Raw genomic sequence first — 21,967 nt, forward strand, 5'->3', positions numbered from 1 at the left:
GGGGCGGCCGAACTCCGGCGGGCCGCATAGCCGCTTTGCGATTGCCCGGCAAATCCGTCAGCCTTCCGGCTTTACCCGGTCGGGATGGGCTGCGGCAAAGGGCGGCAGTGCGCAGGCGCGGGCGTCGGCGGCAACCAGCCGGGGATAGCCGGCCAGATCGACATTCAGGCGGCGCGCGTTCGCCACCTGTGGCACCAGGAAGATATCGGCGATATCGGGCGCATCGCCGCCCAGAAAGGGGCCGTCGCCCGCCATCTGTTCCAGCGCCGAAAACCCTTCATGGATCCAGTGCGCATACCAGGTGTCGCGAACCGGCTTTTCCAGTCCCAGCGGCTGTTCCAGATAGCGCAGCACGCGCAGATTGTTCAGCGGGTGGATATCGCACGCGATCAGTTGCGCCATCGCCAGTGCGCGGGCGCGCGCCATCGGATCGGCAGGGATCAGGCGCGGTCCGGGCTGGGTTGCGTCCACCCAGTCGATGATTGCCAGGCTTTGCGTGACCACGCCATCGCCCGTGTCCAGTGCGGGCACCAGCCCCTGCGGATTGCGGGCCAGATAGTCGGCGGCGTGATGGGCATTGTCGATCAGCGACACCGGCACGCGGCGATAGGCCACGCCCTTGAGGTTGAGGGCAATGCGCACGCGATAGGCCGCGGACGAGCGGAAATAGTCATACAGTGTCAGCATCAGCCAGTCTCTGCCTGCGCCCCGGCGCCCTTGAGCGCGGCGTCCAGCGTTGCGCTTTCCGCCTCGCGTTCCGATTCGCGTTCCAGCGCGACCTTGATCATCGCCACGATGGGATCGGCCAGCGCCAGCCCCAGCACCCCGAACAGGGTGGAGGCAAGGATCTGGGACGACACGGTAAGGGCGGGCGGCATGTCCACCGTGCGCTTGGCGATCATCGGAATGATGACATAACCGTCGAAATTCTGGACCGCGAAATAGATGATGATGGCCCAGATGCCCTGTTCCGGCCCGGCCGAAAAGCCGACCGCGACCATCAGGATGCCCGACATCAGCGCACCGATATTGGGAATGAACGCCAGCAGTCCGGTGATGATGCCCAGCACCAGCGCCATCGGCACGCCCGCCAGCGACAGGGCGATCCACGTCACCACCCCTTCGAACGCCATGCCGATCAGTCGCCCGGCCAGCAGCCGCCGCATGGTCCAGGCCATGCGGTCGAGCGTGATGGCGAAATCGCGCCGCCCGCCCGATGGGACCATCCAGGCAAGACCGCGTTCATAGATGCGCGGGTCCATCGCCACGAACAGGCCGATGATGAAGATAAGGAGCATGGTCGTCACCCCGCCGACCAGCGACCCGACGGCGCTGGTCAGCCGGCCGATCGATCCCGCCGCCTGTTGCGCCAGGCTGGACAGGGCGGGCCGGTCGGGCAGCAGTCCGTTATCGTTCGCCCAGTCGATCAGGCGATTGCCCTGCACCTCCAGCACCTGACGCAGCTGTTCGGCCTGAACCGAAATCTGGACACCAGCGGTGTAGAAGACCCAGGCAAGAAACCCGATCGCGGCCGCCAGCACGATCAGCAGCCGCGCGCCGCGCCAGATCGGCAGCACCCGGCCGAGCAGCCGCACGCCGCCGTCCAGCATCGAGGCAAAGACGAGCGCGGCAAAGATGATCAGCAGCGGTTGAACCAGCAGCACGATCAGCGCGATGGCGATGCCGACGCTGGCCCAGACGGTCGCCTTGCGAAATTCGCGGCGGACAAACGGATCGCGCAGTTCGTTCGGACCCGGCCCCTGATCGACCAGTTCCTCGACCTTGCTCATTTGGCCGAGTCGCTATCCTGTTCCGGACGAAGCGATTCGCCGGCGCGACCCGGGCGCAGCGATCCCCACCAGGTCAGCGGGTTCCACGTCCCCTCGCCATCGAAGCTGAAGGTGATGAATTCGGCCCGTCCGCCGATATTTTCCCACGGCACCGGGCCGCCAAGCCCCGCCTCTGCAATGGAAAAGCGGCTGTCGGCGGAATTGTCGCGATTGTCGCCCATCAGGAACACATGACCCTCCGGCACCGTGACCGGGCCGAAATTGTCGGCGCGCGGGCGGAATTCGACATCGATCGTGTCATAGCTGCGCCCGCCGGGCAGTGTTTCGCGATAGATGGGCAGGCGGCAATAATCGCGCCCATCGGGGGCGGTAAAGCGCGCGCCGGGATATTGCGCCGGGTCGCATTGGGCATTGGCGTCGACGGGGATGATGCGGTCGGCACTGCGCACCCGCTTCAGCGGTTCGTCGTTCAGCGAGACCAGGCCGTTATTCACCTCGATCCGGTCGCCGGGCAGGCCGATCACCCGCTTGATATAATCCGTGCCCGACTGGGGCGGGGTGACGATGACGATGTCGCCGCGTTCCGGCAGGCTGCCGAACACCCGGCCCGGAATGAAGGGCAGGATGTGAAAGGTGGGGCTGACGAAGGAATAGCCATAGGGATATTTGGTGACGACCAGCCGGTCGCCCTTCATCAGCACCGGCATCATCGATTCCGACGGGATGTAGAACGGCTTGGCAATGAAGCTGTGAAAGCCGAGCACGGCCAGGATCAGCCAGAACAGGCCCTTTGCCTCTCCCCACCAGTCGGTGCCGCCCTTTGCAGGCGCAGCGGCGGGGGTTTCGTTCGTCGTCGCCACGGGATCGGCGGCCATAATCGTCCTAACTCAGGTCAGCGGGACCGCCTCGATCACCACAAAGGCCTGAGCCCATGGATGATCGTCGGTCATCGTCAGATGCACGCGGACTGCGTGGCCCGGCGGCGTCATCGCGTCAAGTCGCGCCTTTGCCCCGCCGGTCAGCGCCAAGGTGGGGGCGCCGGAGGGCGCGTTGACCACGCCGATGTCGCTCATGAACACGCCGCGGCTGAACCCCGTGCCGACCGCCTTGGAAAACGCCTCTTTCGCGGCGAACCGCTTGGCCAGCGTTCCCGCCGCCGTATAGGGCCGCCGCGCGGCCTTTGCCTGCTCGATTTCGGTGAAGCAGCGGCGCATGAACCGGTCCCCGAACCGGTCGATCGACCGCTGGATCCGCTCGATATTGCACAGGTCGGAACCGAGGCCCAGGATCATAAATCCTCCCCGGTACGGGGAGGGGGACCGCTCGCGCAGCGAGGGGTGGAGGGGGCGCACCACACAGAGCGGGATTCGCGGCCGACCCCCTCCGTCAGCACTTCGTGCTGCCACCTCCCCGTGCCGGGGAGGATTTCGTTTCCCTTCACCGCGCCTGGTCCATCAGGTTGCGCATCCGCCGCACCACCGGACCCAGCCCGTCGAAGATCGCCTCGCCGATCAGGAAATGGCCGATGTTCAACTCGCGCAGCTGCGGGATCGCGGCGATGGGCACCACGTTGTCAAAGGTGAGGCCGTGCCCGGCATGAACCTCGATCCCGTTCTTGGCAGCGAGCGCGGCGGCATCGCTGATCCGGCGCAGTTCGGCGGTCTGTGCCTCGCCCGACAGCTCGCAATACAGGCCCGTATGCAGTTCGATTACCGGCACCTTCAACCGCAGCGCCGCCTCGATCTGCCGCGGATCGGGTTCGATGAACAGGCTGACGCGGATGCCCGCATCGGTCAGCGCATCGCAGAAATGCGCAAGCTGATTGTGGAGGCCGGCGGCATCCAGCCCGCCCTCGGTCGTCCGCTCCTCACGCTTTTCCGGCACGATGCAGGCGGCGTGCGGACGGTGGCGCAACGCGATGGCCAGCATCTCGTCCGTCATCGCCATTTCAAGGTTGAGCGGGATCGGCAGCCCGCCCGACAGGCGGGCGATGTCGTCATCGGTGATGTGGCGGCGATCCTCGCGCAGATGCGCGGTAATGCCGTCGGCGCCCGCATCCGCCGCCAGCAGCGCGGCCCGCACCGGATCGGGAAAGCCGCTGCCCCGTGCATTCCGCACGGTGGCGACATGGTCGATATTGACGCCGAGACGCAGGAATTCGGTCATGAAGGCACTCCGGTTGAGCATAGGGCGGCGCGCAGCACGTCATGGGTGATGCCCGCCTGCTGCCAGATTTCGCCAAAGGCCGCTTCGGCCTCGGCCCGGTTGGAAGTCATGATGACGACCATGCCCTGATCGGGCAGGATGATGTTGCGCAGGACGACCCCGCCGATAAAGCCGCGCCGTTCGACGATCCGCACCGGCACGTTGCCGCAATCCTTCAGCGGCGAGCTGAACGACCATTGGCCGAGTGCCGCAAAGCCATAATCGGGTTTGCCGGTCCACATCACCGCCCGCTGCGCATCAGGCAGCAGCTTGCCGGTCATCAATGCGCGGTCAAAGGCCAGAAGATCGCGGGTCGTGCCGTACAGCGCGCCGGCTCCACCGAAATTTTCCAGCCGGAACGCCGATGATTCGGGCTTGCCGTCGGCAAAGCCCGGTACGGTGGGTGCCGCGCTGGGAAACAGGCCGATGCTGGTCAGGCCGAGCGGCCGGGCGATGCGTTCGTCGATCAGGGTGGCAAGCGGTCTGCCGCTGGTCGCCTCCACCACCGCCGCCATCATGATGAAATCGCAGTCGCCATAGAAGAATTCGGACAATGGCTTGCGCGTCGTCGGCCCTTCGCACCAGCTGCGCCCGGTTTGCGGGCTGTCCCGATCGACGCTGTAAAAGGTCGACCATCCGTCCATGCCCGCCGGCCCTTCCTCGGTCCGGGGCAGGCCGGATACGTGCTGCATCAGCATCCGGGCCGTGATCTGACCGGCATAGGGTGCCTTGCTGTCGGGCAGGTAGCGCGTGATGGGCGCATCCAGATCGAGCCGACCTGCCGCCACTTCCTGCATGGCGATGGTGGCGGTCACCTGCTTGGTCACCGACGCCCAGCGCCACACGGCACCCAGCCGGTGGGTTTCCGTGGCCCGCGGGTCGATCAGCCCGAACGCCCGCTCGTAGATAACGGTGTCGCCGCGCGCGATCAGGATGGTGCCCGGCGCGGTTTCCAGGTTCACGGCAGCGGCCAGCGCCGCCTCATCGATGGCAGAGCCGGCCTGAACAGAAGGGGCCTGATGCGCGGCCGCGCCCATCGCCAGCAACGCCAGGGGGGACAGCATCGCTGCGGCGGCGGCGGCGGCGCGCAGCCGGCGGATCATGCCGCGCGGCTGCCGGGCTTGATGGCCGGGATCGCTGCCAGTTCGGGGGGCAGCGCATCGGCGGCATAGGTGGCGACTTCCAGCCGGATCAGCGGATAGAAGGGGACGCCAAGGTCGGCCGTACCATTGGACCGGTCGACCAGAGCGGCGGCGGCAACCACTTCGCCGCCCGCTTCGCGGATCGCCCGGATCGCCTCACGCGAGGAAAGGCCGGTCGTGACCACATCCTCCATCATCAGCACGCGCGTGCCGGGATCGAGGCGGAAACCGCGGCGCAGGTGGAACACGCCATCGGGCCGTTCCAGGAACATCGCATCGACGCCGAGCGCCCGGCCCATTTCGTGTCCGGCGATGACGCCGCCCATTGCGGGCGAGACGACCGCCTGGATCGCGGAACGAACCGATTCGGGAAGTCGGGCGACCAGCGCATTCGCCAGACGGGCACCCCGCGCCGGGTTCATCAACACCCGTGCGCATTGCAGATAGCGTGAGCTGCGCAGGCCGGACGACAGGATGAAATGCCCCTCAAGCAGCGCATCCGCCGCCCGAAATTCAGCCAGAATGTCCTCGTCGGTCATCATCATTCCCCGGTGATCGGCGCGCTGTTCCCTTAGAGCCGCCGGACCCCGGCTGCAATGTTTCCAAAAAAGGCAGGATCAATGCTTGAGGCGCTGGAATACGCGTCGTATAGGCCGCCTGTCGGGTATTTTCCCGCACAGCACCCGGCCGAATTGTCTGGCGCGGGCGCGGATCAGAAACGGACGAACGACGACGATGCATCTGTCTGGACGAAAATCCTTCATGCTCGCCGCCCTGCTTGCATTGGCCGGGCCTGGCATGGCCCTGGCCCAACAAGCCGCGCCGGTGGATGGGGCCGTTGTGCCCGCCGCCGCCGCGCCGACCGCCGCCGCCGCGGCCGCCGATGCGGCAGCCACGCCCGCCAAGCCGGCGGACCCCACGCTTAACCCGGATGGCTCGTTCAAGCGCGCGCCGACCCCCGGCGTGGGCCAGCCGATTGCCAACGCCATCGGCCTGCAGGATCAGGTGTCGCCCAATGGCCGCGACGGCCTGTGGCTGCACAATGTCATGCTGATGCCGATCATCACGATCATTTCGGTGTTCGTGCTCGGCCTGTTGATCTGGGTGATCTTCCGCTATCGCCGCGCCGCGAACCCGGTGCCGTCGAAGAATTCTCACAACACGCTGATCGAGGTCGTGTGGACCGTTGCGCCGGCGCTCATCCTGCTGGCCATCGCGTTCCCGTCGATCCGCCTGCTGGCCAACCAGTACAAGCCTGCCCCGGCCAATGCCGTGACGCTGAAGGCGATCGGCAACCAGTGGTACTGGTCGTATGAATATCCCGATCATGGCGGCGTGTCGCTGACCGCCAACATGCTGAAGGAGCAGGGCGAGGTCGGCAAGGGCGACCGGTTCCGCACCGATCGCGACGGCCCCCGCTTGCTGGCGACCGACACGCGCGTCGTGCTGCCCGTAAACACGCCGATCCGCCTGATCACGACGGCCAATGACGTGATCCACAGCTGGGCCCTGCCCGCCGCGTGGATCAAGCTGGACGCGATCCCCGGCCGCCTGAACGAGACGACGTTCACCATCGAGAAGGAAGGCGTCTATTTCGGTCAGTGTTCCGAACTGTGCGGCGCCCGCCACGGCTATATGCCGATCGCGGTCGAAGTCGTGTCGCAGGCCGAATTCGCGCAGTGGGTCGCTGCCAAGGGCGGCACCATGCCGAGCGCCGCGACCGCGGCCGCCAGCGCCGCCGCGACGATGACGCCGGAAGCGGCAACCGTGAATGCGGCCGATGCTGCCGCCGTAACCAATGACAGCGCGGCCGACTGGGCCGCCGGCAATCAGGGCAATTAAGGCCATGACCGATTCTGCACTCAACCCCAGCGCGTTCGACGCGCACGGCCACGCGCATGACCATCATGACGCGGATCACAAGCCGGGCTTTTTCGCCCGCTGGTTCATGTCGACCAATCACAAGGATATCGGCACCCTGTATCTGATCTTCGCGATCTTTGCGGGGATCATCGGGGGCGGGATTTCCGGCCTGATGCGTGTCGAGCTGGCGGAGCCCGGCATCCAGTATCTGCCCACCTGGGCCAGCTATCTGGCCGGATCGCAGGTCAGTTTCGATCAGGGCCTGAACCTGTGGAACGTGCTGATCACCGCCCACGGCCTGATCATGGTGTTCTTCATGGTCATGCCTGCGATCATCGGCGGGTTCGGCAACTGGTTCGTGCCGATCATGATCGGTGCGCCGGACATGGCGTTCCCGCGCATGAACAACGTCTCGTTCTGGCTGCTGCCGCCGTCGTTCATCCTGCTGCTCGCCTCGCCCTTCTTCGGCGCGGGTGCGGGTACCGGCTGGACCGTCTATCCGACGCTGTCGACCATCGGTCATCAGGGTCCGGCGGTAGACATGGCGATCCTGTCGCTCCACCTGTCGGGTGCAAGTTCGATCCTGGGTGCGATCAATTTCATCACGACGATCTTCAACATGCGCGCGCCGGGCATGACGCTGCACCGGATGCCGCTGTTCGTGTGGTCGGTGCTGGTCACCGCGTTCCTGCTGTTGCTGGCGCTGCCGGTGCTGGCCGCGGCGATCACCATGCTGCTGACGGACCGCAATTTCGGCACCACCTTCTTTGATCCCGCCGGCGGCGGCGATCCGGTGCTGTACCAGCATCTGTTCTGGTTCTTTGGCCACCCCGAAGTGTACATCATGATCCTGCCGGGCTTTGGCATCGTCAGCCAGATTGTGTCGACGTTCAGCCGCAAGCCCGTCTTCGGCTATCTCGGCATGGCCTATGCCATGGTCGCCATCGGCGTCGTCGGGTTTGTCGTGTGGGCGCACCACATGTTCACCACCGGCCTGAGCGTGAACACCAAGATGTACTTCACCGCCGCCACCATGATCATCGCGGTGCCGACCGGCATCAAGATCTTCAGCTGGATCGCGACGATGTGGGGCGGATCGATCAGCTTCAAGACCCCGATGGTCTGGGCGATCGGTTTCATCTTCATGTTCACCGTCGGCGGCGTGACCGGCGTCGTGCTGGCCAATGGCGGCGTGGACGACATCCTGCACGACACCTATTATGTGGTCGCGCACTTCCACTACGTCCTGTCGCTGGGTGCGGTGTTCGCCCTGTTCGCCGGGTTCTATTACTGGTTCCCGAAGATGTTCGGTAAGATGTATTCCGAACTGCTGGGCCAGCTGCACTTCTGGGTGTTCTTCATCGGCGTGAACGTCCTGTTCTTCCCGATGCACTTCCTGGGTGCCCAGTCGATGCCGCGCCGTTACCCGGATTATCCGGACGCCATGGCCTACTGGAATGAAATCGCCAGCTATGGCTATTTCATCATGGCAGCCGGCATGGTGATCTTCTTCATCAACATCTTCTACTCGCTCGCCGCCGGTCGGAAGGCCGAGGGCAATCCGTGGGGCGAGGGTGCAACGACGCTGGAATGGACGCTGTCCAGCCCGCCGCCGTTCCACCAGTTTGAGACGCTGCCGGTGATCGAGGGCGGCAAGGGTCATTGATCCCCGTCCCGACGGACAGAAATGAACGAGCGCCCCGGGGGAAACTCCGGGGCGTTTCGTCATGGGCGGGGCGCGGGACCCGGTGATCCGGCTGGACCCGGCCGAGCGGCGCATCGCCATCCTGCTGGCGGCGCTGGCGGGATATGTCGACGCGGTCGGTTTTATGGCGTCTGGTGGCTTTTTCGTGTCGTTCATGACGGGCAATTCGACCCGGACCGGCGTGGGCATTGCCGAGCGGATGGGCGATGCCGCCATCGCTGCCATGCTGATCGCCGCGTTCGTCGCCGGGGTTACGGCCGGCACGCTGGTCCGCCGCTGGATCACCCGGCGGTCGATGCTGGTCGCGCTGGTCGCCCTGTGCGTGGGAATCGCAGCGGCGACGGCCCGTCACTGGCCGGTGCCCGCGACCCTGGCCATGCTTGCCTTTGCCATGGGCGCCGAAAACGCAGTGCTGGTCGTGGGGGGAGAGGCGGTCAGCCTGACCTACATGACCGGGACGCTGGTCAAGGTCGGGCAGCGAATCGGCCATGCGCTGGCCGGCGGCGATCGATGGGGCTGGGCCCCGTTCGCCATCCTGTGGGCCGGCCTGATCCTGGGCGCCGTCGCGGGCGGCATGGCCCATCATTGGCTGGGCATTCAGGCGCTGTGGCCCGCCGCATTGGCCGCGCTGCTGATCGCGGTGGCCCTGTTCCTGCGCGAACGTGTCCCGGAGCGGACGGCGGAATAGATTGCTGCCCTTCCTTCGCCCCAATCCGCCCTATATAGGGCGAGCGAGTTCGATGATGACACCCAACACAGCCACCCCCGCCGCGACCGTGGCGATTCCCGCCGACTGGCGCGATTTCCTGGCGCTGACCAAGCCCCGGGTTATGACGCTTGTCGTCTATACCGGCCTGGCCGGGATGCTGGCCGCGCCGGTCCAGTTGCCGCCCGTGCTGGCGTTCACCGCGATCCTGTGCATCGCGCTGGCCGCCGGTGCCGCAGGCGCGCTGAACCAGTGGTATGAGGCCGAGCTGGACGGCAAGATGAAGCGCACGGCCAAGCGGCCGCTGCCCGCGGGCCGGATGGACAAGCAATCCGCGCTGCATTTCGGGGTGGGCGTTGGCGCCGGATCGGTGATCCTGATGGGCCTGGCGCTGAATTACCTGGCCGCCGCGATCCTGCTCGCCTCGATCCTGTTCTATGTCGTTATCTACACCATCTGGCTGAAGCCGCGAACGCCGCAGAATATCGTGATTGGCGGGGCTGCCGGGGCCTTTCCGCCGCTGATCGGATGGGCGGCGGCGACGGGGGACGTCACGCTGTTGCCGTTCCTGTTGTTCCTGCTGATCTTCCTGTGGACGCCGCCGCATTTCTGGGCGCTGGCGCTGTTCGTGCGGCTGGATTACGCCAATGCCGGCGTGCCGATGCTGCCCGTCGTGGCGGGCGAGCGGACGACCCGGCATCAGATCGGCTTGTACACGCTGCCCATGGCCGCCTGTGCCGTGGTGCCGTGGCCGCTGGGCCTGACCGGTGCCATTTATGGCTGGTCGGCGGTGCTGCTGTCCGCCCTGTTCGCCGCGCTGACCGTGCCGGTCGCGCTGCGCACGACGACGGGACCGGATGACCGCATGCTGCCCGAAAAGCGGTTGTTCAAATATTCCATCCTTTACCTGTTCGCGCTGTTCGGCGCGCTGGTTGTCGACAGGTTCGTGCCATGACCCCTGAACAGGAAAAGCTGGTCCGCGAGCGCCAGAAATCCCGGTCGCGCGTCACCGCGCTGTTGCTGGTCGCGTTCTGTGTGCTGATGTTCGCCATCACCATCGCCAAGATCAAGGCAGGGTTCCAATGATCGACCGCAAGATCCGGACGGCCATGCTGGCGGTGCTGGGCGTGGCCGGGATGACTGGCCTGGGCTTTGCCAGCGTGCCCTTGTACCAGATGTTCTGTCAGGTCACCGGCCTGAACGGCACCACCAACCGCGGCGATGCGGCCCCCGGTTCGACCGGCGAAAAGGTGGTGGTCAAGTTCGACAGCAATGTCAGCCCGTCGCTGCCGTGGCAGTTCCAGCCGGAACAGCGGTCGGTGTCGGTCGATATCGGCGGGCGCAACATGGCGTTCTTTACCGCCCGCAACACCAGTTCGGTACCGATCACCGGCACCGCGACGTTCAACGTCACCCCGGCCGCAGCGGGCCAGTATTTCACCAAGATCCAGTGTTTCTGCTTTACTCAGCAGACCTTGCAGCCGGGTCAGGAAGTGCGGATGCCGGTGATCTATTACGTCGATCCCAAGCTGCACAGCGATCCCGATACCAAGGATGTGCAGGCGATCACGCTCAGCTACACCTTTTATCCCAGCAAGGCCGAGCAGCCCGCCGGTTAACCCATTGGGTACGTCGGCCACGATCCGCCGTGCGAGCCGTTGACGCTCCCCGCCGCGCCGCTTAAGGCGGCAGGGAACGACTTTCGACTAGGGACGGATCATGGCCGGAGCCAAGAACCACGATTACCATATTCTGCCCCCCAGCCTGTGGCCGCTGATGGGTTCCTTTTCGGCGCTGGCGATGGCGTCGGGCGGCATCATGTGGATGCACGAAGCGGTCGGCGGCGGCTGGGTGTTCCTGATGGGCCTGGCCGGCGTGCTGGCCACCATGTATTTCTGGTGGGCCGATGTGGTCCGCGAAGCCAATGCGGGCGATCACACCCCCGTCGTTCAGCTTCACCTGCGCTATGGCATGATCTTGTTCATCGCATCCGAAGTCATGTTCTTCGTCGGATGGTTCTGGGCATGGTTCGATTTTTCGCTTTTCCCCGTGCCGCTGGAAATCGATGCCGAGGGGACCGTCACCAACCTGCTGGGTCAGGAAGGCGCCTCTGCCCTGCTGCAATGGCCGCCCAAGGGGCTGGAAGTGGTCGATGCGTTCGGCTTTCCGCTGCTTAACACCATGATCCTGCTGTTGTCGGGCACCACGGTGACCTGGGCCCATCACGGCATCATCCACAACCAGCGCGGCGGCGAACTGCGCGGCTTGTGGGGCCTGATCGGTGTTGGCGACAAGGATTCGGCCAAGAAGGGCCTGTGGCTGACCATTATCCTGGGCGCGATCTTTTCCGCGGTGCAGGCATATGAATATGCCCATGCGCCGTTCGGGTTCGGCGGATCGAACTTCAGCTCCGCCTTTTACATGGCGACCGGGTTCCACGGCTTTCACGTGCTGGTCGGCACGATCTTCCTGATCGTCTGTCTGGCCCGCCTGTATCGCGGCGATTTCACGCCTCGCCAGCATTTCGGCTTCGAAGCCGCTGCCTGGTACTGGCATTTCGTCGACGTGGTATGGCTGTTCCTGTTTGTCGTCGTCTATGTCTGGGGTGGCTGGGGCGCGCCGGTTCACGGCTGAGCCCGAGCGCGACAGACAATGGCCAAGCGGGCCGGCATCCATCGGGGTGCCGGCCCGTTTGCCGTTCGGGGCATCCGCCCGTAAGCCTTTCTGCGCACCCGCCCCATGCACGCGCCGCTTTGCGCCGCCCCGGAAATTGCCCTATCCGGTTCGTCGTCCGTGCCGGACCGGATGAACCAGGAAAGCTGACCCAGGTGAAGCGACTGCCCCTGATCCCCACCCTGATCGTTGCCGCCGCCATTGCGGTGATGATCGCCCTTGGCGTGTGGCAGTTGCAGCGGCGGTCGGAAAAGGAAGCACTGCTGGCGCAATATGCCGCGAATCGCGACCTGCCGGTGATGAGCTTTCCGCGCGCCGCCGATCCGGCAGCGATGTTCCGCCGGGCCAGCCTGTTCTGTCTGGAGGTCGTGCGCTGGGACATGGGCGGGGCGGGCAAGGGCGGATATCGCCACATCGCGCAATGCCGCACCGGCGCGGAGGGCGCGTTGATCCCCGTCGACATGGGGTCGATCCGCGATCCGGGTTTCAAACCGCAATGGCGCGGCGGCGATGTGACCGGCACGATCACCGAAGCGCCAAGCGCGCGATCGGTGCTGGGCGACTGGCTGGCCGGATCCGGCGCGGCCGCCCGGCCGCTGATGCTGGTATCCGAAACGCCGGCCCCGGGCCTTGCCGCCAGCCCCCGGCCCGATCCGGCCAATGTGCCGAACAATCACCTGGCCTATGCCGGGCAGTGGTTCTTTTTCGCACTGGTCGCGGCGATCATTTATTTCCTGGCGCTGCGAGCGCGCGCAACAAAGCTTGCCGCGCCGCGCCCCGGCGGCTAATCGCGCGGCCATCATGCAGTATGTGAGCAGCAGGGGGAATGCGCCCGTTCTGGGGTTCCGGGACGTGACGCTGGCGGGGCTGGCGGCCGATGGCGGGCTGTACGTGCCCGAAACATGGCCGGTGATGAGCCGGGATGCGATCGCAGCGCTGGCCGGGCTGGACTATGTCGAGACGGCGGTGCGCGTGATGAGCCCGTTCGTTGCCGACGCCCTGTCCGAGGATGAACTGCGCGCCCTGTGCACCCAGGCTTATGGCCGGTTTTCGCATCGGGGGGTGACGCCGCTGGTCCAGCTGGATCACCGCCACTGGCTGCTTGAGCTGTTCCACGGCCCGACGCTGGCGTTCAAGGACGTGGCGCTGCAATTGCTGGGCCTGTTGTTCGAAAAGTTCCTGAAGGGCACGGACCAGCATCTGACCATCGTCGGCGCGACCAGCGGGGATACCGGATCGGCTGCGATCGACGCGGTCGCGGGGCGCGAGGGCATCGACATCTTCATGCTACATCCCCGTGGTCGGGTGAGCGACGTGCAGCGCCGCCAGATGACGACGGTGCTGGCCCCCAATGTCCACAACATCGCCATCGACGGCAGTTTCGACGATGCCCAGGCGATGGTGAAGGCGATGTTTAACGACCCCGGCTTTTCTGGGCGGTTCCAGCTGTCGGCGGTCAATTCGATCAACTGGGCGCGGCTGATGGCGCAGGTGGTCTATTATTTCTATGCCGCAGTCCGGCTGGGTGCGCCGGACCGGGCCGTCGCCTTTTCCGTGCCGACGGGCAATTTCGGCGATGTGTTCGCAGGCTATGTCGCCGCGCGCATGGGCCTGCCGGTGGCTAAGCTGGTGGTGGCGACCAACGTCAACGACATCCTGCATCGGGCACTGTCGAGCGGCGATTATTCGACGGGCAGCGTGACGGCGACGGCGACCCCGTCAATGGACATTCAGGTCAGCAGCAATTTCGAGCGACTGCTGTTCGACCTGGGCGGGCGCGATGGCGGCGCGATGGCGGCGCAGATGAAGGGGTTCGAGGCGAGCCGGGCGATGCGGCTGACCAATGCGCAGCGCGAGGGCGCGAGCGCATTGTTCGCCAGCGTGCGGGTGGACGAAAACGGCATGGCGAAGGCGCTGCGCTGGGCGCATGAGGCGGCGGGGCAGATCATCGATCCGCATACCGCCATCGGCCTGGCCGCAGCGCAGGAAAGTGCCGACGACGCCGCGCCGATGGTCACACTGGCCACGGCGCATCCGGCCAAGTTCCGGGACGCGGTGGAACGGTCGACCGGCATCCGGCCGACCCTGCCGCCGCGCGTCGGCGACCTGTTCGACAGGACGGAGCGGTATGACCAGTTGCCCGCGACGTTCGAGGCGGTGACCGGATATATTGCCGAGCGGGCGGTGGCGCGATCCTGATCGCTTCCCCCGCTTTCGCAAGGCAGCGCCAGCGCCTAAGACGCGGCCCATGAATCTGATCACTCTGACCGGCGAGCCGTGGCGCGACTATGGCCTGATCGACAGCGGCCATGGCCGCAAGCTGGAACGATATGGCGACTATCGGTTCGTCCGGCCGGAGCCGCAGGCGCTTTGGGCACCGGCCAGTGCCGACTGGGCCGCGCATGGCGAATTCGTGCCGGGCGCGGACGAGGATGGCGGCGGGCGCTGGCGGTTCGACCGGCCGGTGCCGGAACGCGGATGGCCGCTGGCATGGCAGGAAGTGCGGTTCACGGCATCGCCGACGCCGTTCCGGCATCTGGGCTTTTTCCCCGACATGGCGCCGGTCTGGACCTGGCTGCGCGATCAGGTGGCGGGGACGCGCGATCCGCAGTTCCTGAACCTGTTCGGCTATACCGGGGTCGGCACGCTGGCCCTGGCGGCGGCGGGGGCGCACTGCGTCCATGTCGATGCGTCGAAGAAATCGGTGGAGGCGGCGCGGGCCAATGCCGCGCTGTCGGGTATGGCGGACAAGCCCGTGCGCTGGCTGGTCGAGGATGCGACCAAATTTGCCGCGCGCGAGGTGCGGCGCGGGCGCAGATACGACGCGATCCTTCTGGATCCGCCGAAATGGGGACGCGGGCCGAACAACGAGTTGTGGAAGCTGGAGGAAGGGCTGCCCGGCCTGATCCGCGATGTCGCGGCGCTGATCGACGGGGAGTCGCGTGCGGTGTTCCTGACCGTCTATGCGGTGCGGATGTCGGCGCTGGCGATCGGCGAACTGATGGCTCAGGCGTTCGCGGGCAAGGGCGGGCGCGTGGAGGCGGGCGAACTGGGCGTGCGCGAGGAAGCGCGCGGGCTGACCCTGCCGACGGCGATATTTGCGCGGTGGAGCCGGGATTGAACGGATCGGGGTATTGCCGCTGGATGCCCCGCGTGGAATCGAACCACGATTGACGGAATCAAAATCCGCTATCGTACCGTTAGACGACGGGGCAATGCGGACGACCAAGCCGAACCGGCTGTCCCTGGTCCAATTCTTTAGGAGCGTCCCATCCGCATCGCTGCGCCCGCCACGAAGGGGGCGGCGGCGGTGATGGCTAGGCTGGTGGCGGCGAGGAGCTGGATCGCGCCTGCGCCGCCGGACAGCATCCCGGCACCGAAGATCAGGATGGGGATGGCCAGCGGCAGCATCATCAGGCCGGCGATCGCGCCTGCTCCGCGCAGGCCAGCAACCAGCGCGCCGGTTGCGACGGCCAGCGCCGCCAGCCCCGGCGTGCCGATGGCGAGGCCCAGCATCACCTGCGCCAGCGTGTCGGCCGACAGGTTGAGGAGGCCCGCGCCGATCACTGCCCCCAGTGCGATCGGCGGGGCAAAGGCCAGCCAGTGACCGGCGATCTTGCACGCTGCAAACAGGCTCATCGATGTACCGCGCAGCGCCAGCTGATCGGTGGTGCCGCTGTCCATGTCCGGCGCGACTAGCCGCTCGACGGGCAGCAGCGCGGCGAGCAGGGCGGCGGCCCAGATCACCCCGCCGCCGATCCGGCCGAGCAATTCGCGGTCCGGCCCGATGGCGAGCGGGAACAGGATCACCGCGAGCAGGAAAAAGGCGACGACAAGACCCGCACCGCCGCCCGCATAGCCGCGCCGCACCTCCCGCAGGATCAGCGCGGGGATCACGCCGCAGCCTCGATGGACAGTTCGGCGGCATCGGGCAGGTCGATGGGCTGATGCGTGGCGACGACGGCGATGCCGCCGCCCGCGCGGTGGCGGGCGATCAGGGCGGCCAGCCTGTCCACCGACTTCAGATCAAGGCCGTTGGCCGGTTCGTCGAGCAACCAGACCGCCGCTTGGCTGGCCACCACACGGGCGAGCGCGGCGCGGCGACGCTGGCCGGTGGACAACAGGCGCACCGGCACCTCGGCCAGGTCGGCAAGCCCGACATCGGCAAGCGCGCCGGTGACGCGCGCGCCGTTGTCGCCCGTTCCGTCCATCGCCGCCCAGAAGCGGAGCGCATCAGCCAGCGACCGATCCTCGTCCATCGCCAGCGATTCGTTCATCAATGCGCGCGTTCCCACGATCTCGACCGATCCGGCATAGGGCGACAGCAGCCCGGCCAGCACGCGGATCAGGCTGGATTTGCCGGCACCATTCGGCCCGGTGACGCGCAGCGCCTGACCTGGCGACAGGTCAACAGCGATGCCAGCGAACAACAGCCGCCCGCCGCGCCGACAGGCAAGCCCGGTTGCGGCAAGGCGGGCCGGAGCGGTCATTCGCCCGCCGCATCCTCCAGCGCGTGCATATCATCGTCGGACAGGCCGAAATGATGCCCCACCTCGTGAATCACGACATGGCGGATAAGGTCGCCCAGCGTGACGCCGGTTTCGCACCATTCGGCCAGCAGCGGCTGGCGATACAGGTGGATGCGGTCGGGCATCGCGCCGCTTTCCCACACCGATTTGTCGCCCAGCGGACGGCCGTGATAAAGGCCGGTCAGCTCGAACGGATCGGTCATCCCAAAGCTGGCCAGCGTTTCGTCATCGGCGAATTCGTCGACGATCAGCACGACATCGGCCAGATGCGCGGCAAAGGGTTCGGGGATGGTCGCCAGCACGCGCCGGGCCATCGCCGCCATTTGCGCCGGGGTCGGCGCGGTCCAGTTGCGGGCGGCTTGCTCGTCCATGCAATTCGCCATAGGCCGTCGGGGAGGATCGCGGCAAGCAGCGGGATGAATGGATGATCGACGCGTTGAACGAGGCGGAACGGACGGATGCGCTGGAGGGCCTGCCCGACTGGGATTTCGACGAGGCCCGCGACGCGATCGTCCGCGAATTCACCTTTGACGATTTCAGCCAGGCATTCGGGTTCATGACCCAGGTCGCGCTGCTCGCCGAAAAGGCGGATCACCATCCCGAATGGTCGAACGTCTATAACCGGGTCGAAATCCTGCTGACCACGCATGATGCCGGCGGCCTGTCCGCCCGCGACATCGACATGGCGCAGGCGATCGACCGGCTGGTGGAATAATCGCCATGGCGGGCGCGGCGCGTAACCATCCGGCCGATGGCAGCGAACCCGGCGGCATGAGCGAAGCGCGCCCGACCCGCCTGTACAAGCACCGCCTGCCCACGCGGGTCTGGCACTGGATCAACGCGGTCACGATCTTCGTGATGCTCGGCTCCGGCCTGATGATCCTGAATGCGCATCCCATGCTGTACTGGGGCGATTACGGCGCCAATTTCGACCAGCCCTGGTTCCGCGTCTCCTGGGTGTTCGAGGGCGGGCGGGTGCCGGGATGGCTGACCATTCCGTCGACCTATAATCTGGCGCTGGCGCGGCGGTGGCATTTCACCTTTGCGCTGATCCTGGGCTTTGCGCTGCTGGGCTTCATGGTCTTCAGCCTGCTCAACCGGCATTTCGCGCGCGATTTGCGCATCCGCGCGGCGGAAGTTGCGCCCGCTCATCTGTTGCATGACGTGAAGGCGCATCTGGCGCTGCGTTTTCACGATCCTGCCAATCCGGGCGCGTTCAACGTGCTTCAGAAGATCGCCTATGCCAGCATCCTGTTCGGCGCCCTGCCGCTGATCATCTTTACCGGGCTGGCCATGTCGCCGGGCATGGTCAGCGCATGGCCGTTCCTGAACGAGATATTCGGCGGGCGGCAGTCGGCGCGGTCGATCCATTTCATCGCGGCAATGGCGATCGCGCTGTTCATCATCGTCCATCTGACGCTGGTCATCCTGGCCGGGCCGATCCGCGAGGTGCGGTCGATGATCACCGGATGGTGGCACGCGCCGAAGGGATGGCATTGATGAGCCGGTTGCTGTTGTCCCGCCGCCGTGCGCTGACCGGGCTGACGCTGGGGGCGGGCGGCCTGCTCACCGGATGCGATACGCTGGGCGAGAATGAGGCGTTCCGCAAGTTCCTGTTCCGCGGCGACGACTGGCACCGTGCGTTGCAGCGCTCGCTGGCGGCGAAGGACAGCCTGGCCCCTACTTTTCGGCTGGACGAACGCTCGCCCGTGTTCCGGGTCAACGGCACGGCCAACCCGAACACCGCCGAATATAACGCGATGGTGGCGAACCAATTCGCTGACTGGCGGCTGGTGGTCGACGGGCTGGTCGCCAATCCCCTGCGCCTGTCGCTGGCGCAGCTTCGCCAGATGCCGTTGAAGACGCAGACGACGCTGCATAACTGTGTCGAGGGGTGGAGCGCGATCGGCACCTGGACGGGGCCGCAGCTGGGCCTGATCCTGAAGGCCGCGAAATTGGCGCCGTCGGCCCGGTTCATCGTGTTTCACTGCGCCGACAATTATCGCGGCGGGGCGTGGCGCTATTACGAATCGGTCGACCTGATCGACGCATTCCATCCGCAGACGATCCTGGCGCTGGCGCTGAACGGCAATGCCCTGTCCGTCGGGCACGGCGCGCCGGTGCGGCTGCGCGCCGAGCGGCACCTGGGGTACAAGCAGGCCAAGTTCGTCATGCGCGTGGAGGCGGTCGCCAGCCTGGATCAGGTGTATCGCGGCAAGGGCGGTTTCTGGGAGGATGCGGCCGGATATGAATGGTATGCCGCGCTGTGACATGAAAATGCCGCACTGGGACGCAATCTAGTCGGGCATGGCCCTGATTGATCTGTTCCTGTCGCGCGCGGTCAGGCGGGGCGCGCTGACCCTGATCAAGCCGGACGGCACAACCGCCGTTTTCGGCACCGCCGATCCCGCCATTCGCCCCGTCACCATGCGGTTTGCCGATGATCGCGTGGCGCGCCAGATTGCCGCCGATCCCGGCCTGGGCGCGGCAGAGGCGTGGATGGACGGGCGGCTGACCATTGCGGACGACGACCTGATGGGTCTGCTCGACCTGATTTCCGCCAACAACCGTTGGGAGGACAGCAAGACGACGCTGCTCGCCGGGCCGGTGGCGCGGGCGCGGGACCGGCTGATCCAGAGCATCAAGCGCCATAATGCGGCACAAGTGTCCAAACGGAACGTCGCGCATCATTACGACCTGTCGGCGCGGCTCTATGACCTGTTCCTCGATGCCGACCGCCAATATTCGATGGCCTATTTCACTGATCCGGGCCGCAGTCTGGAACAGGCGCAGGCGGACAAGAAGGCGCACATCGTTGCCAAGCTGGCGATCGAGCCGGGGATGCGTGTGCTGGATATCGGCTGCGGCTGGGGCGGCATGGCGCTGTATATCCACGCAAAGACGGGCGCTGCGGTCCACGGCATCACGCTGAGCGAGGAGCAGCTGAAGATCGCGCGCGAACGGGCGGCGGCGGCGGGCGTTGCCGACAAGGTGACGTTCGAGCTGATCGATTATCGCGCGGTGACGGGCCAGTTCGACCGTATCGTGTCGGTCGGCATGTTCGAACATGTCGGCACGCCGCAATACCGCACCTTCATGGCCAAATGCCGCGCGCTGATGCCGGATCACGGCGTGATGCTGCTGCACACGATCGGACGGGCCGGCGGGCCGGGCGTGACCGACCATTTCACCGCGAAATACATCTTCCCCGGCGGCTATATCCCCGCCCTGTCCGAAATCCTGCGCGCGAACGAGGGCAACAAGATGTTCGTGACGGATGTCGAGGTGCTGCGGCTGCATTATGCCCATACGCTGCAGCGCTGGTACGACCGCGCGGTAGCGGCGAAGGACCAGATTGTCGCGCTGTACGACGAACGCTTCTATCGGATGTGGCTATACTATCTGGCGGGCAGCTGCGTCAGCTTCAGGCACGGCGGGCTGGTCAATTATCAGGTTCAGTTCGCCCGATCGCGCGAGGCATTGCCGATCACCCGCGATTACATGGCCGAGGCGGAGGCCAGGCTGCGGTCCTAGTCCGCCACCTCGCCCTCGCCGGGTGCGGCATACGCGCTGCGGACGATCGCATCCAGCACGTCGGCGTCCACGTCCGCCAGCTTCTTGATGTAGAGGCAGCCCTTGCCGGCCTTGTGCTTGCCCAGCCGGGTCAGCGCGTCGGCCTGCTCAGGCCGCCCGGCACCGACATAGAAGACCAGCTCCGCCTTGCGCGGGGAAAAGCCCACCCGGCACATCTCCCCCTCTCGCCCGCTGGCATAGCGATAGCGGTATCGTCCGAAGCCGATGATCGATGGCCCCCACAGGACGGGCGGCTGGCCCGTTGCCCGTGCCATCAATTCGGTGACGGCAACGGCATCGGCGCGGCGCGCGGGATCCGGCACGGCGTCCAGAAATTCAGTGACGGCTGCATCCGTCGGCAGGGTCTTGTTTGCGGTCATGGCTGTCCCCCTTGCGGTGATGCTGCGCCCGGCGGACGAGTCGGGGCAAGCCGGTGCCTTGCACCAGCGGGCAATGGGTCATAAGGCGCGCGGCGATTCCCCATGCACCGAACCTGCGGAGCCGTGCCCATGTCCGACAAGATCAACCGCATCGTCCTTGCCTTTTCCGGTGGGCTGGACACCAGCGTGATCCTGAAATGGCTGCAGCAGACCTATAATTGCGAAGTCGTCACCTTTACCGCCGATCTGGGGCAGGGGGAGGAGCTTGGCCCGGCGCGCGCCAAGGCCGAGCTGATGGGGGTAAAGCCCGAGCATATCTATATCGACGACCTGCGCGAGGAATTCGTCCGCGATTTCGTGTTCCCGATGATGCGCGCCAATGCGCTGTACGAGGGGCAGTATCTGCTGGGCACGTCGATCGCGCGGCCGCTGATTTCCAAGCGATTGATCGAGATTGCCGCGGAAGTGGGCGCCGATGCGGTCAGCCATGGCGCGACGGGCAAGGGCAATGACCAGGTGCGGTTCGAGCTTTCCGCCTATGCCCTGAACCCCGATATCAAGGTGATCGCGCCGTGGCGCGAATGGGACCTGACCAGCCGCACCGCGCTCATTGCCTTTGCCGAGGCGCACCAGATCCCGGTGCCCAAGGACAAGCGCGGCGAAAGCCCGTTTTCGACCGACGCGAACCTGCTCCACACCTCGTCCGAGGGCAAGGTGCTGGAGGATCCGTGGGATGAAGTGCCGGATTATGTCTATTCGCGCACCGTCAATCCGGAGGATGCGCCGGATCAGCCGGAATATATCACCATCGATTTCGAGCGTGGCGACGGCGTTGCCCTGAACGGACAGGCGATGTCGCCGGCGACGCTGTTGACGGAACTCAACGAACTTGGCCGCAAGCATGGCATCGGCCGGCTGGATCTGGTCGAGAACCGGTTCGTTGGCATGAAGTCGCGCGGGATGTACGAAACGCCGGGCGGCACTATCTATCATCTGGCCCATCGGGGCATCGAGCAGATCACGCTGGATCGCGGCGCCGCCCATCTGAAGGACGAACTGGCCCCGCGCTATGCCGAGCTGATCTATAACGGGTTCTGGTTCGCGCCGGAGCGCGAGATGTTGCAGGCCGCGATCGATTACAGCCAGGAAAAGGTGGCCGGGACCGTGCGGCTGAAGCTGTACAAGGGCAATGCGTCGGTCGTCGGGCGCAAGTCGCCCCATTCGCTGTACAGCGAGCGGATGGTGACGTTCGAGGATGATCAGGGCGCGTATGATCAGCGCGATGCGGCGGGATTCATCAAGCTGAACGCGCTGCGCCTGCGTCTGCTGGGTCGGCGCGACCGCTGATCCGGGCGGGAGCTTCGCGGAGTTGTCATGATTCCGTTTCGAGTTTGAAACGGA

General features: G+C 66.0%; 26 protein-coding genes and 1 tRNA gene. 15 read left to right on the forward strand and 12 right to left on the reverse strand.

Annotated elements, in window-relative coordinates; all coding sequences use genetic code 11:
• Positions 1-57: 57 nt before the first annotated feature.
• The 7 genes from maiA to pyrE form a co-directional block, all read right to left on the reverse strand.
• The gene (maiA, locus tag ACNI3Q_RS07450) at positions 58-687 is read right to left on the reverse strand and encodes a maleylacetoacetate isomerase (RefSeq protein ID WP_426275361.1); all 630 of its coding nucleotides are present in this window, start codon (positions 685-687) and stop codon (positions 58-60) included.
• Entirely contained in the window at positions 687-1,790 is a 1,104-nt protein-coding gene (locus ACNI3Q_RS07455) for an AI-2E family transporter (RefSeq protein WP_426275363.1), read from the reverse strand. The genes maiA and ACNI3Q_RS07455 overlap by 1 nt, the downstream gene beginning before the upstream one ends.
• Entirely contained in the window at positions 1,787-2,665 is an 879-nt protein-coding gene (gene lepB / locus ACNI3Q_RS07460) for a signal peptidase I (protein ID WP_426275365.1), read from the reverse strand. The genes ACNI3Q_RS07455 and lepB overlap by 4 nt, the downstream gene beginning before the upstream one ends.
• Before the next feature lie 12 nt (positions 2,666-2,677).
• On the reverse strand, positions 2,678-3,082 hold the full coding sequence (acpS, locus tag ACNI3Q_RS07465) for a holo-ACP synthase (RefSeq protein ID WP_426275367.1): 405 nt from the start codon (positions 3,080-3,082) through the stop codon (positions 2,678-2,680).
• 145 nt (positions 3,083-3,227) lie between these two features.
• Complete coding sequence (locus ACNI3Q_RS07470; protein WP_426275369.1) at positions 3,228-3,956, reverse strand: pyridoxine 5'-phosphate synthase; 729 nt, start codon at positions 3,954-3,956, stop codon at positions 3,228-3,230.
• Positions 3,953-5,098, reverse strand: a complete 1,146-nt coding sequence (locus ACNI3Q_RS07475; protein ID WP_426275371.1) for a serine hydrolase domain-containing protein — start codon at positions 5,096-5,098, stop codon at positions 3,953-3,955. The genes ACNI3Q_RS07470 and ACNI3Q_RS07475 overlap by 4 nt, the downstream gene beginning before the upstream one ends.
• A complete protein-coding gene (gene pyrE, locus ACNI3Q_RS07480) occupies positions 5,095-5,676 on the reverse strand; it encodes an orotate phosphoribosyltransferase (RefSeq protein WP_426275373.1) in 582 nt (193 codons plus the stop codon). Before pyrE ends, ACNI3Q_RS07475 begins: the two co-directional genes overlap by 4 nt.
• Positions 5,677-5,872: 196 nt before the next feature.
• Here pyrE and coxB point away from each other — a divergent pair, with 196 nt between their 5' ends.
• The 10 genes from coxB to ACNI3Q_RS07530 all read left to right on the forward strand — a co-directional run bounded on the left by coxB (position 5,873) and on the right by ACNI3Q_RS07530 (position 15,205).
• Positions 5,873-6,979 carry a cytochrome c oxidase subunit II gene (coxB, locus tag ACNI3Q_RS07485; protein WP_426275375.1) on the forward strand — a complete coding sequence of 369 codons (1,107 nt, stop codon included), beginning with the start codon at positions 5,873-5,875 and terminating at the stop codon, positions 6,977-6,979.
• Between the two features lie 4 nt (positions 6,980-6,983).
• On the forward strand, positions 6,984-8,666 hold the full coding sequence (ctaD, locus tag ACNI3Q_RS07490) for a cytochrome c oxidase subunit I (protein ID WP_426275377.1): 1,683 nt from the start codon (positions 6,984-6,986) through the stop codon (positions 8,664-8,666).
• Positions 8,667-8,727: 61 nt separating this feature from the next.
• Positions 8,728-9,393: a YoaK family protein gene (locus ACNI3Q_RS07495; RefSeq protein WP_426275379.1), complete on the forward strand. Its 666-nt coding sequence runs from the start codon at positions 8,728-8,730 to the stop codon at positions 9,391-9,393.
• Positions 9,394-9,445: 52 nt separating this feature from the next.
• A complete protein-coding gene (locus tag ACNI3Q_RS07500; RefSeq protein WP_426275381.1) occupies positions 9,446-10,366 on the forward strand; it encodes a heme o synthase in 921 nt (306 codons plus the stop codon).
• Positions 10,363-10,497 (forward strand): hypothetical protein, encoded by a 135-nt coding sequence (locus ACNI3Q_RS07505; protein ID WP_260021131.1) that lies wholly within the window; start codon positions 10,363-10,365, stop codon positions 10,495-10,497. The genes ACNI3Q_RS07500 and ACNI3Q_RS07505 overlap by 4 nt, the downstream gene beginning before the upstream one ends.
• Positions 10,494-11,030: a cytochrome c oxidase assembly protein gene (locus ACNI3Q_RS07510; RefSeq protein WP_426275384.1), complete on the forward strand. Its 537-nt coding sequence runs from the start codon at positions 10,494-10,496 to the stop codon at positions 11,028-11,030. The genes ACNI3Q_RS07505 and ACNI3Q_RS07510 overlap by 4 nt, the downstream gene beginning before the upstream one ends.
• Before the next feature lie 100 nt (positions 11,031-11,130).
• Entirely contained in the window at positions 11,131-12,045 is a 915-nt protein-coding gene (locus ACNI3Q_RS07515) for a cytochrome c oxidase subunit 3 (protein WP_426275386.1), read from the forward strand.
• A 194-nt stretch (positions 12,046-12,239) separates the two neighbouring features.
• On the forward strand, positions 12,240-12,872 hold the full coding sequence (locus ACNI3Q_RS07520) for an SURF1 family protein (RefSeq protein WP_426275388.1): 633 nt from the start codon (positions 12,240-12,242) through the stop codon (positions 12,870-12,872).
• Between the two features lie 13 nt (positions 12,873-12,885).
• Positions 12,886-14,283, forward strand: coding sequence for a threonine synthase (gene thrC / locus ACNI3Q_RS07525; protein ID WP_426275390.1), 1,398 nt, complete (start codon positions 12,886-12,888; stop codon positions 14,281-14,283).
• Between the two features lie 49 nt (positions 14,284-14,332).
• Complete coding sequence (locus tag ACNI3Q_RS07530) at positions 14,333-15,205, forward strand: class I SAM-dependent methyltransferase (protein ID WP_426275392.1); 873 nt, start codon at positions 14,333-14,335, stop codon at positions 15,203-15,205.
• 20 nt (positions 15,206-15,225) lie between these two features.
• Here ACNI3Q_RS07530 and ACNI3Q_RS07535 read toward each other — a convergent pair.
• From ACNI3Q_RS07535 to ACNI3Q_RS07550, 4 genes are all read right to left on the reverse strand, one after another.
• A tRNA-Gln gene (locus ACNI3Q_RS07535) sits at positions 15,226-15,299 on the reverse strand.
• A 43-nt stretch (positions 15,300-15,342) separates the two neighbouring features.
• The gene (locus ACNI3Q_RS07540; RefSeq protein WP_426275653.1) at positions 15,343-15,978 is read right to left on the reverse strand and encodes a heme exporter protein CcmB; all 636 of its coding nucleotides are present in this window, start codon (positions 15,976-15,978) and stop codon (positions 15,343-15,345) included.
• Positions 15,978-16,574, reverse strand: a complete 597-nt coding sequence (gene ccmA, locus ACNI3Q_RS07545; RefSeq protein WP_426275394.1) for a heme ABC exporter ATP-binding protein CcmA — start codon at positions 16,572-16,574, stop codon at positions 15,978-15,980. The genes ACNI3Q_RS07540 and ccmA overlap by 1 nt, the downstream gene beginning before the upstream one ends.
• Complete coding sequence (locus tag ACNI3Q_RS07550; protein ID WP_426275396.1) at positions 16,571-16,984, reverse strand: metallopeptidase family protein; 414 nt, start codon at positions 16,982-16,984, stop codon at positions 16,571-16,573. Before ACNI3Q_RS07550 ends, ccmA begins: the two co-directional genes overlap by 4 nt.
• A gap of 53 nt (positions 16,985-17,037) precedes the next feature.
• Here ACNI3Q_RS07550 and ACNI3Q_RS07555 point away from each other — a divergent pair, with 53 nt between their 5' ends.
• Genes ACNI3Q_RS07555 through ACNI3Q_RS07570 form a run of 4 tightly spaced genes read left to right on the forward strand, consistent with a single transcriptional unit; the run spans position 17,038 to position 20,147 of the window.
• A complete protein-coding gene (locus ACNI3Q_RS07555) occupies positions 17,038-17,328 on the forward strand; it encodes a 4a-hydroxytetrahydrobiopterin dehydratase (protein ID WP_260021141.1) in 291 nt (96 codons plus the stop codon).
• 56 nt (positions 17,329-17,384) lie between these two features.
• Positions 17,385-18,113, forward strand: coding sequence for a cytochrome b/b6 domain-containing protein (locus ACNI3Q_RS07560; protein ID WP_426275655.1), 729 nt, complete (start codon positions 17,385-17,387; stop codon positions 18,111-18,113).
• A complete protein-coding gene (locus ACNI3Q_RS07565; RefSeq protein WP_426275398.1) occupies positions 18,113-18,883 on the forward strand; it encodes a molybdopterin-dependent oxidoreductase in 771 nt (256 codons plus the stop codon). Before ACNI3Q_RS07560 ends, ACNI3Q_RS07565 begins: the two co-directional genes overlap by 1 nt.
• 37 nt (positions 18,884-18,920) lie before the next feature.
• Complete coding sequence (locus ACNI3Q_RS07570; protein ID WP_426275400.1) at positions 18,921-20,147, forward strand: class I SAM-dependent methyltransferase; 1,227 nt, start codon at positions 18,921-18,923, stop codon at positions 20,145-20,147.
• On the opposite strand, the gene ACNI3Q_RS07575 is transcribed toward ACNI3Q_RS07570, so the two are convergent.
• Entirely contained in the window at positions 20,144-20,566 is a 423-nt protein-coding gene (locus ACNI3Q_RS07575; protein ID WP_426275402.1) for a DUF1801 domain-containing protein, read from the reverse strand. The two genes, ACNI3Q_RS07570 and ACNI3Q_RS07575, sit on opposite strands and share 4 nt — an antisense overlap.
• 129 nt (positions 20,567-20,695) lie before the next feature.
• On the opposite strand from ACNI3Q_RS07575, the gene ACNI3Q_RS07580 reads away from it, so the two are divergent.
• Positions 20,696-21,913: an argininosuccinate synthase gene (locus ACNI3Q_RS07580; RefSeq protein ID WP_426275404.1), complete on the forward strand. Its 1,218-nt coding sequence runs from the start codon at positions 20,696-20,698 to the stop codon at positions 21,911-21,913.
• The last annotated feature ends 54 nt before the right edge of the window (positions 21,914-21,967 follow it).

The organism is Sphingomonas eleionomae (genome assembly GCF_049889035.1).
Taxonomy (GTDB): Bacteria; Pseudomonadota; Alphaproteobacteria; order Sphingomonadales; family Sphingomonadaceae; genus Sphingomonas.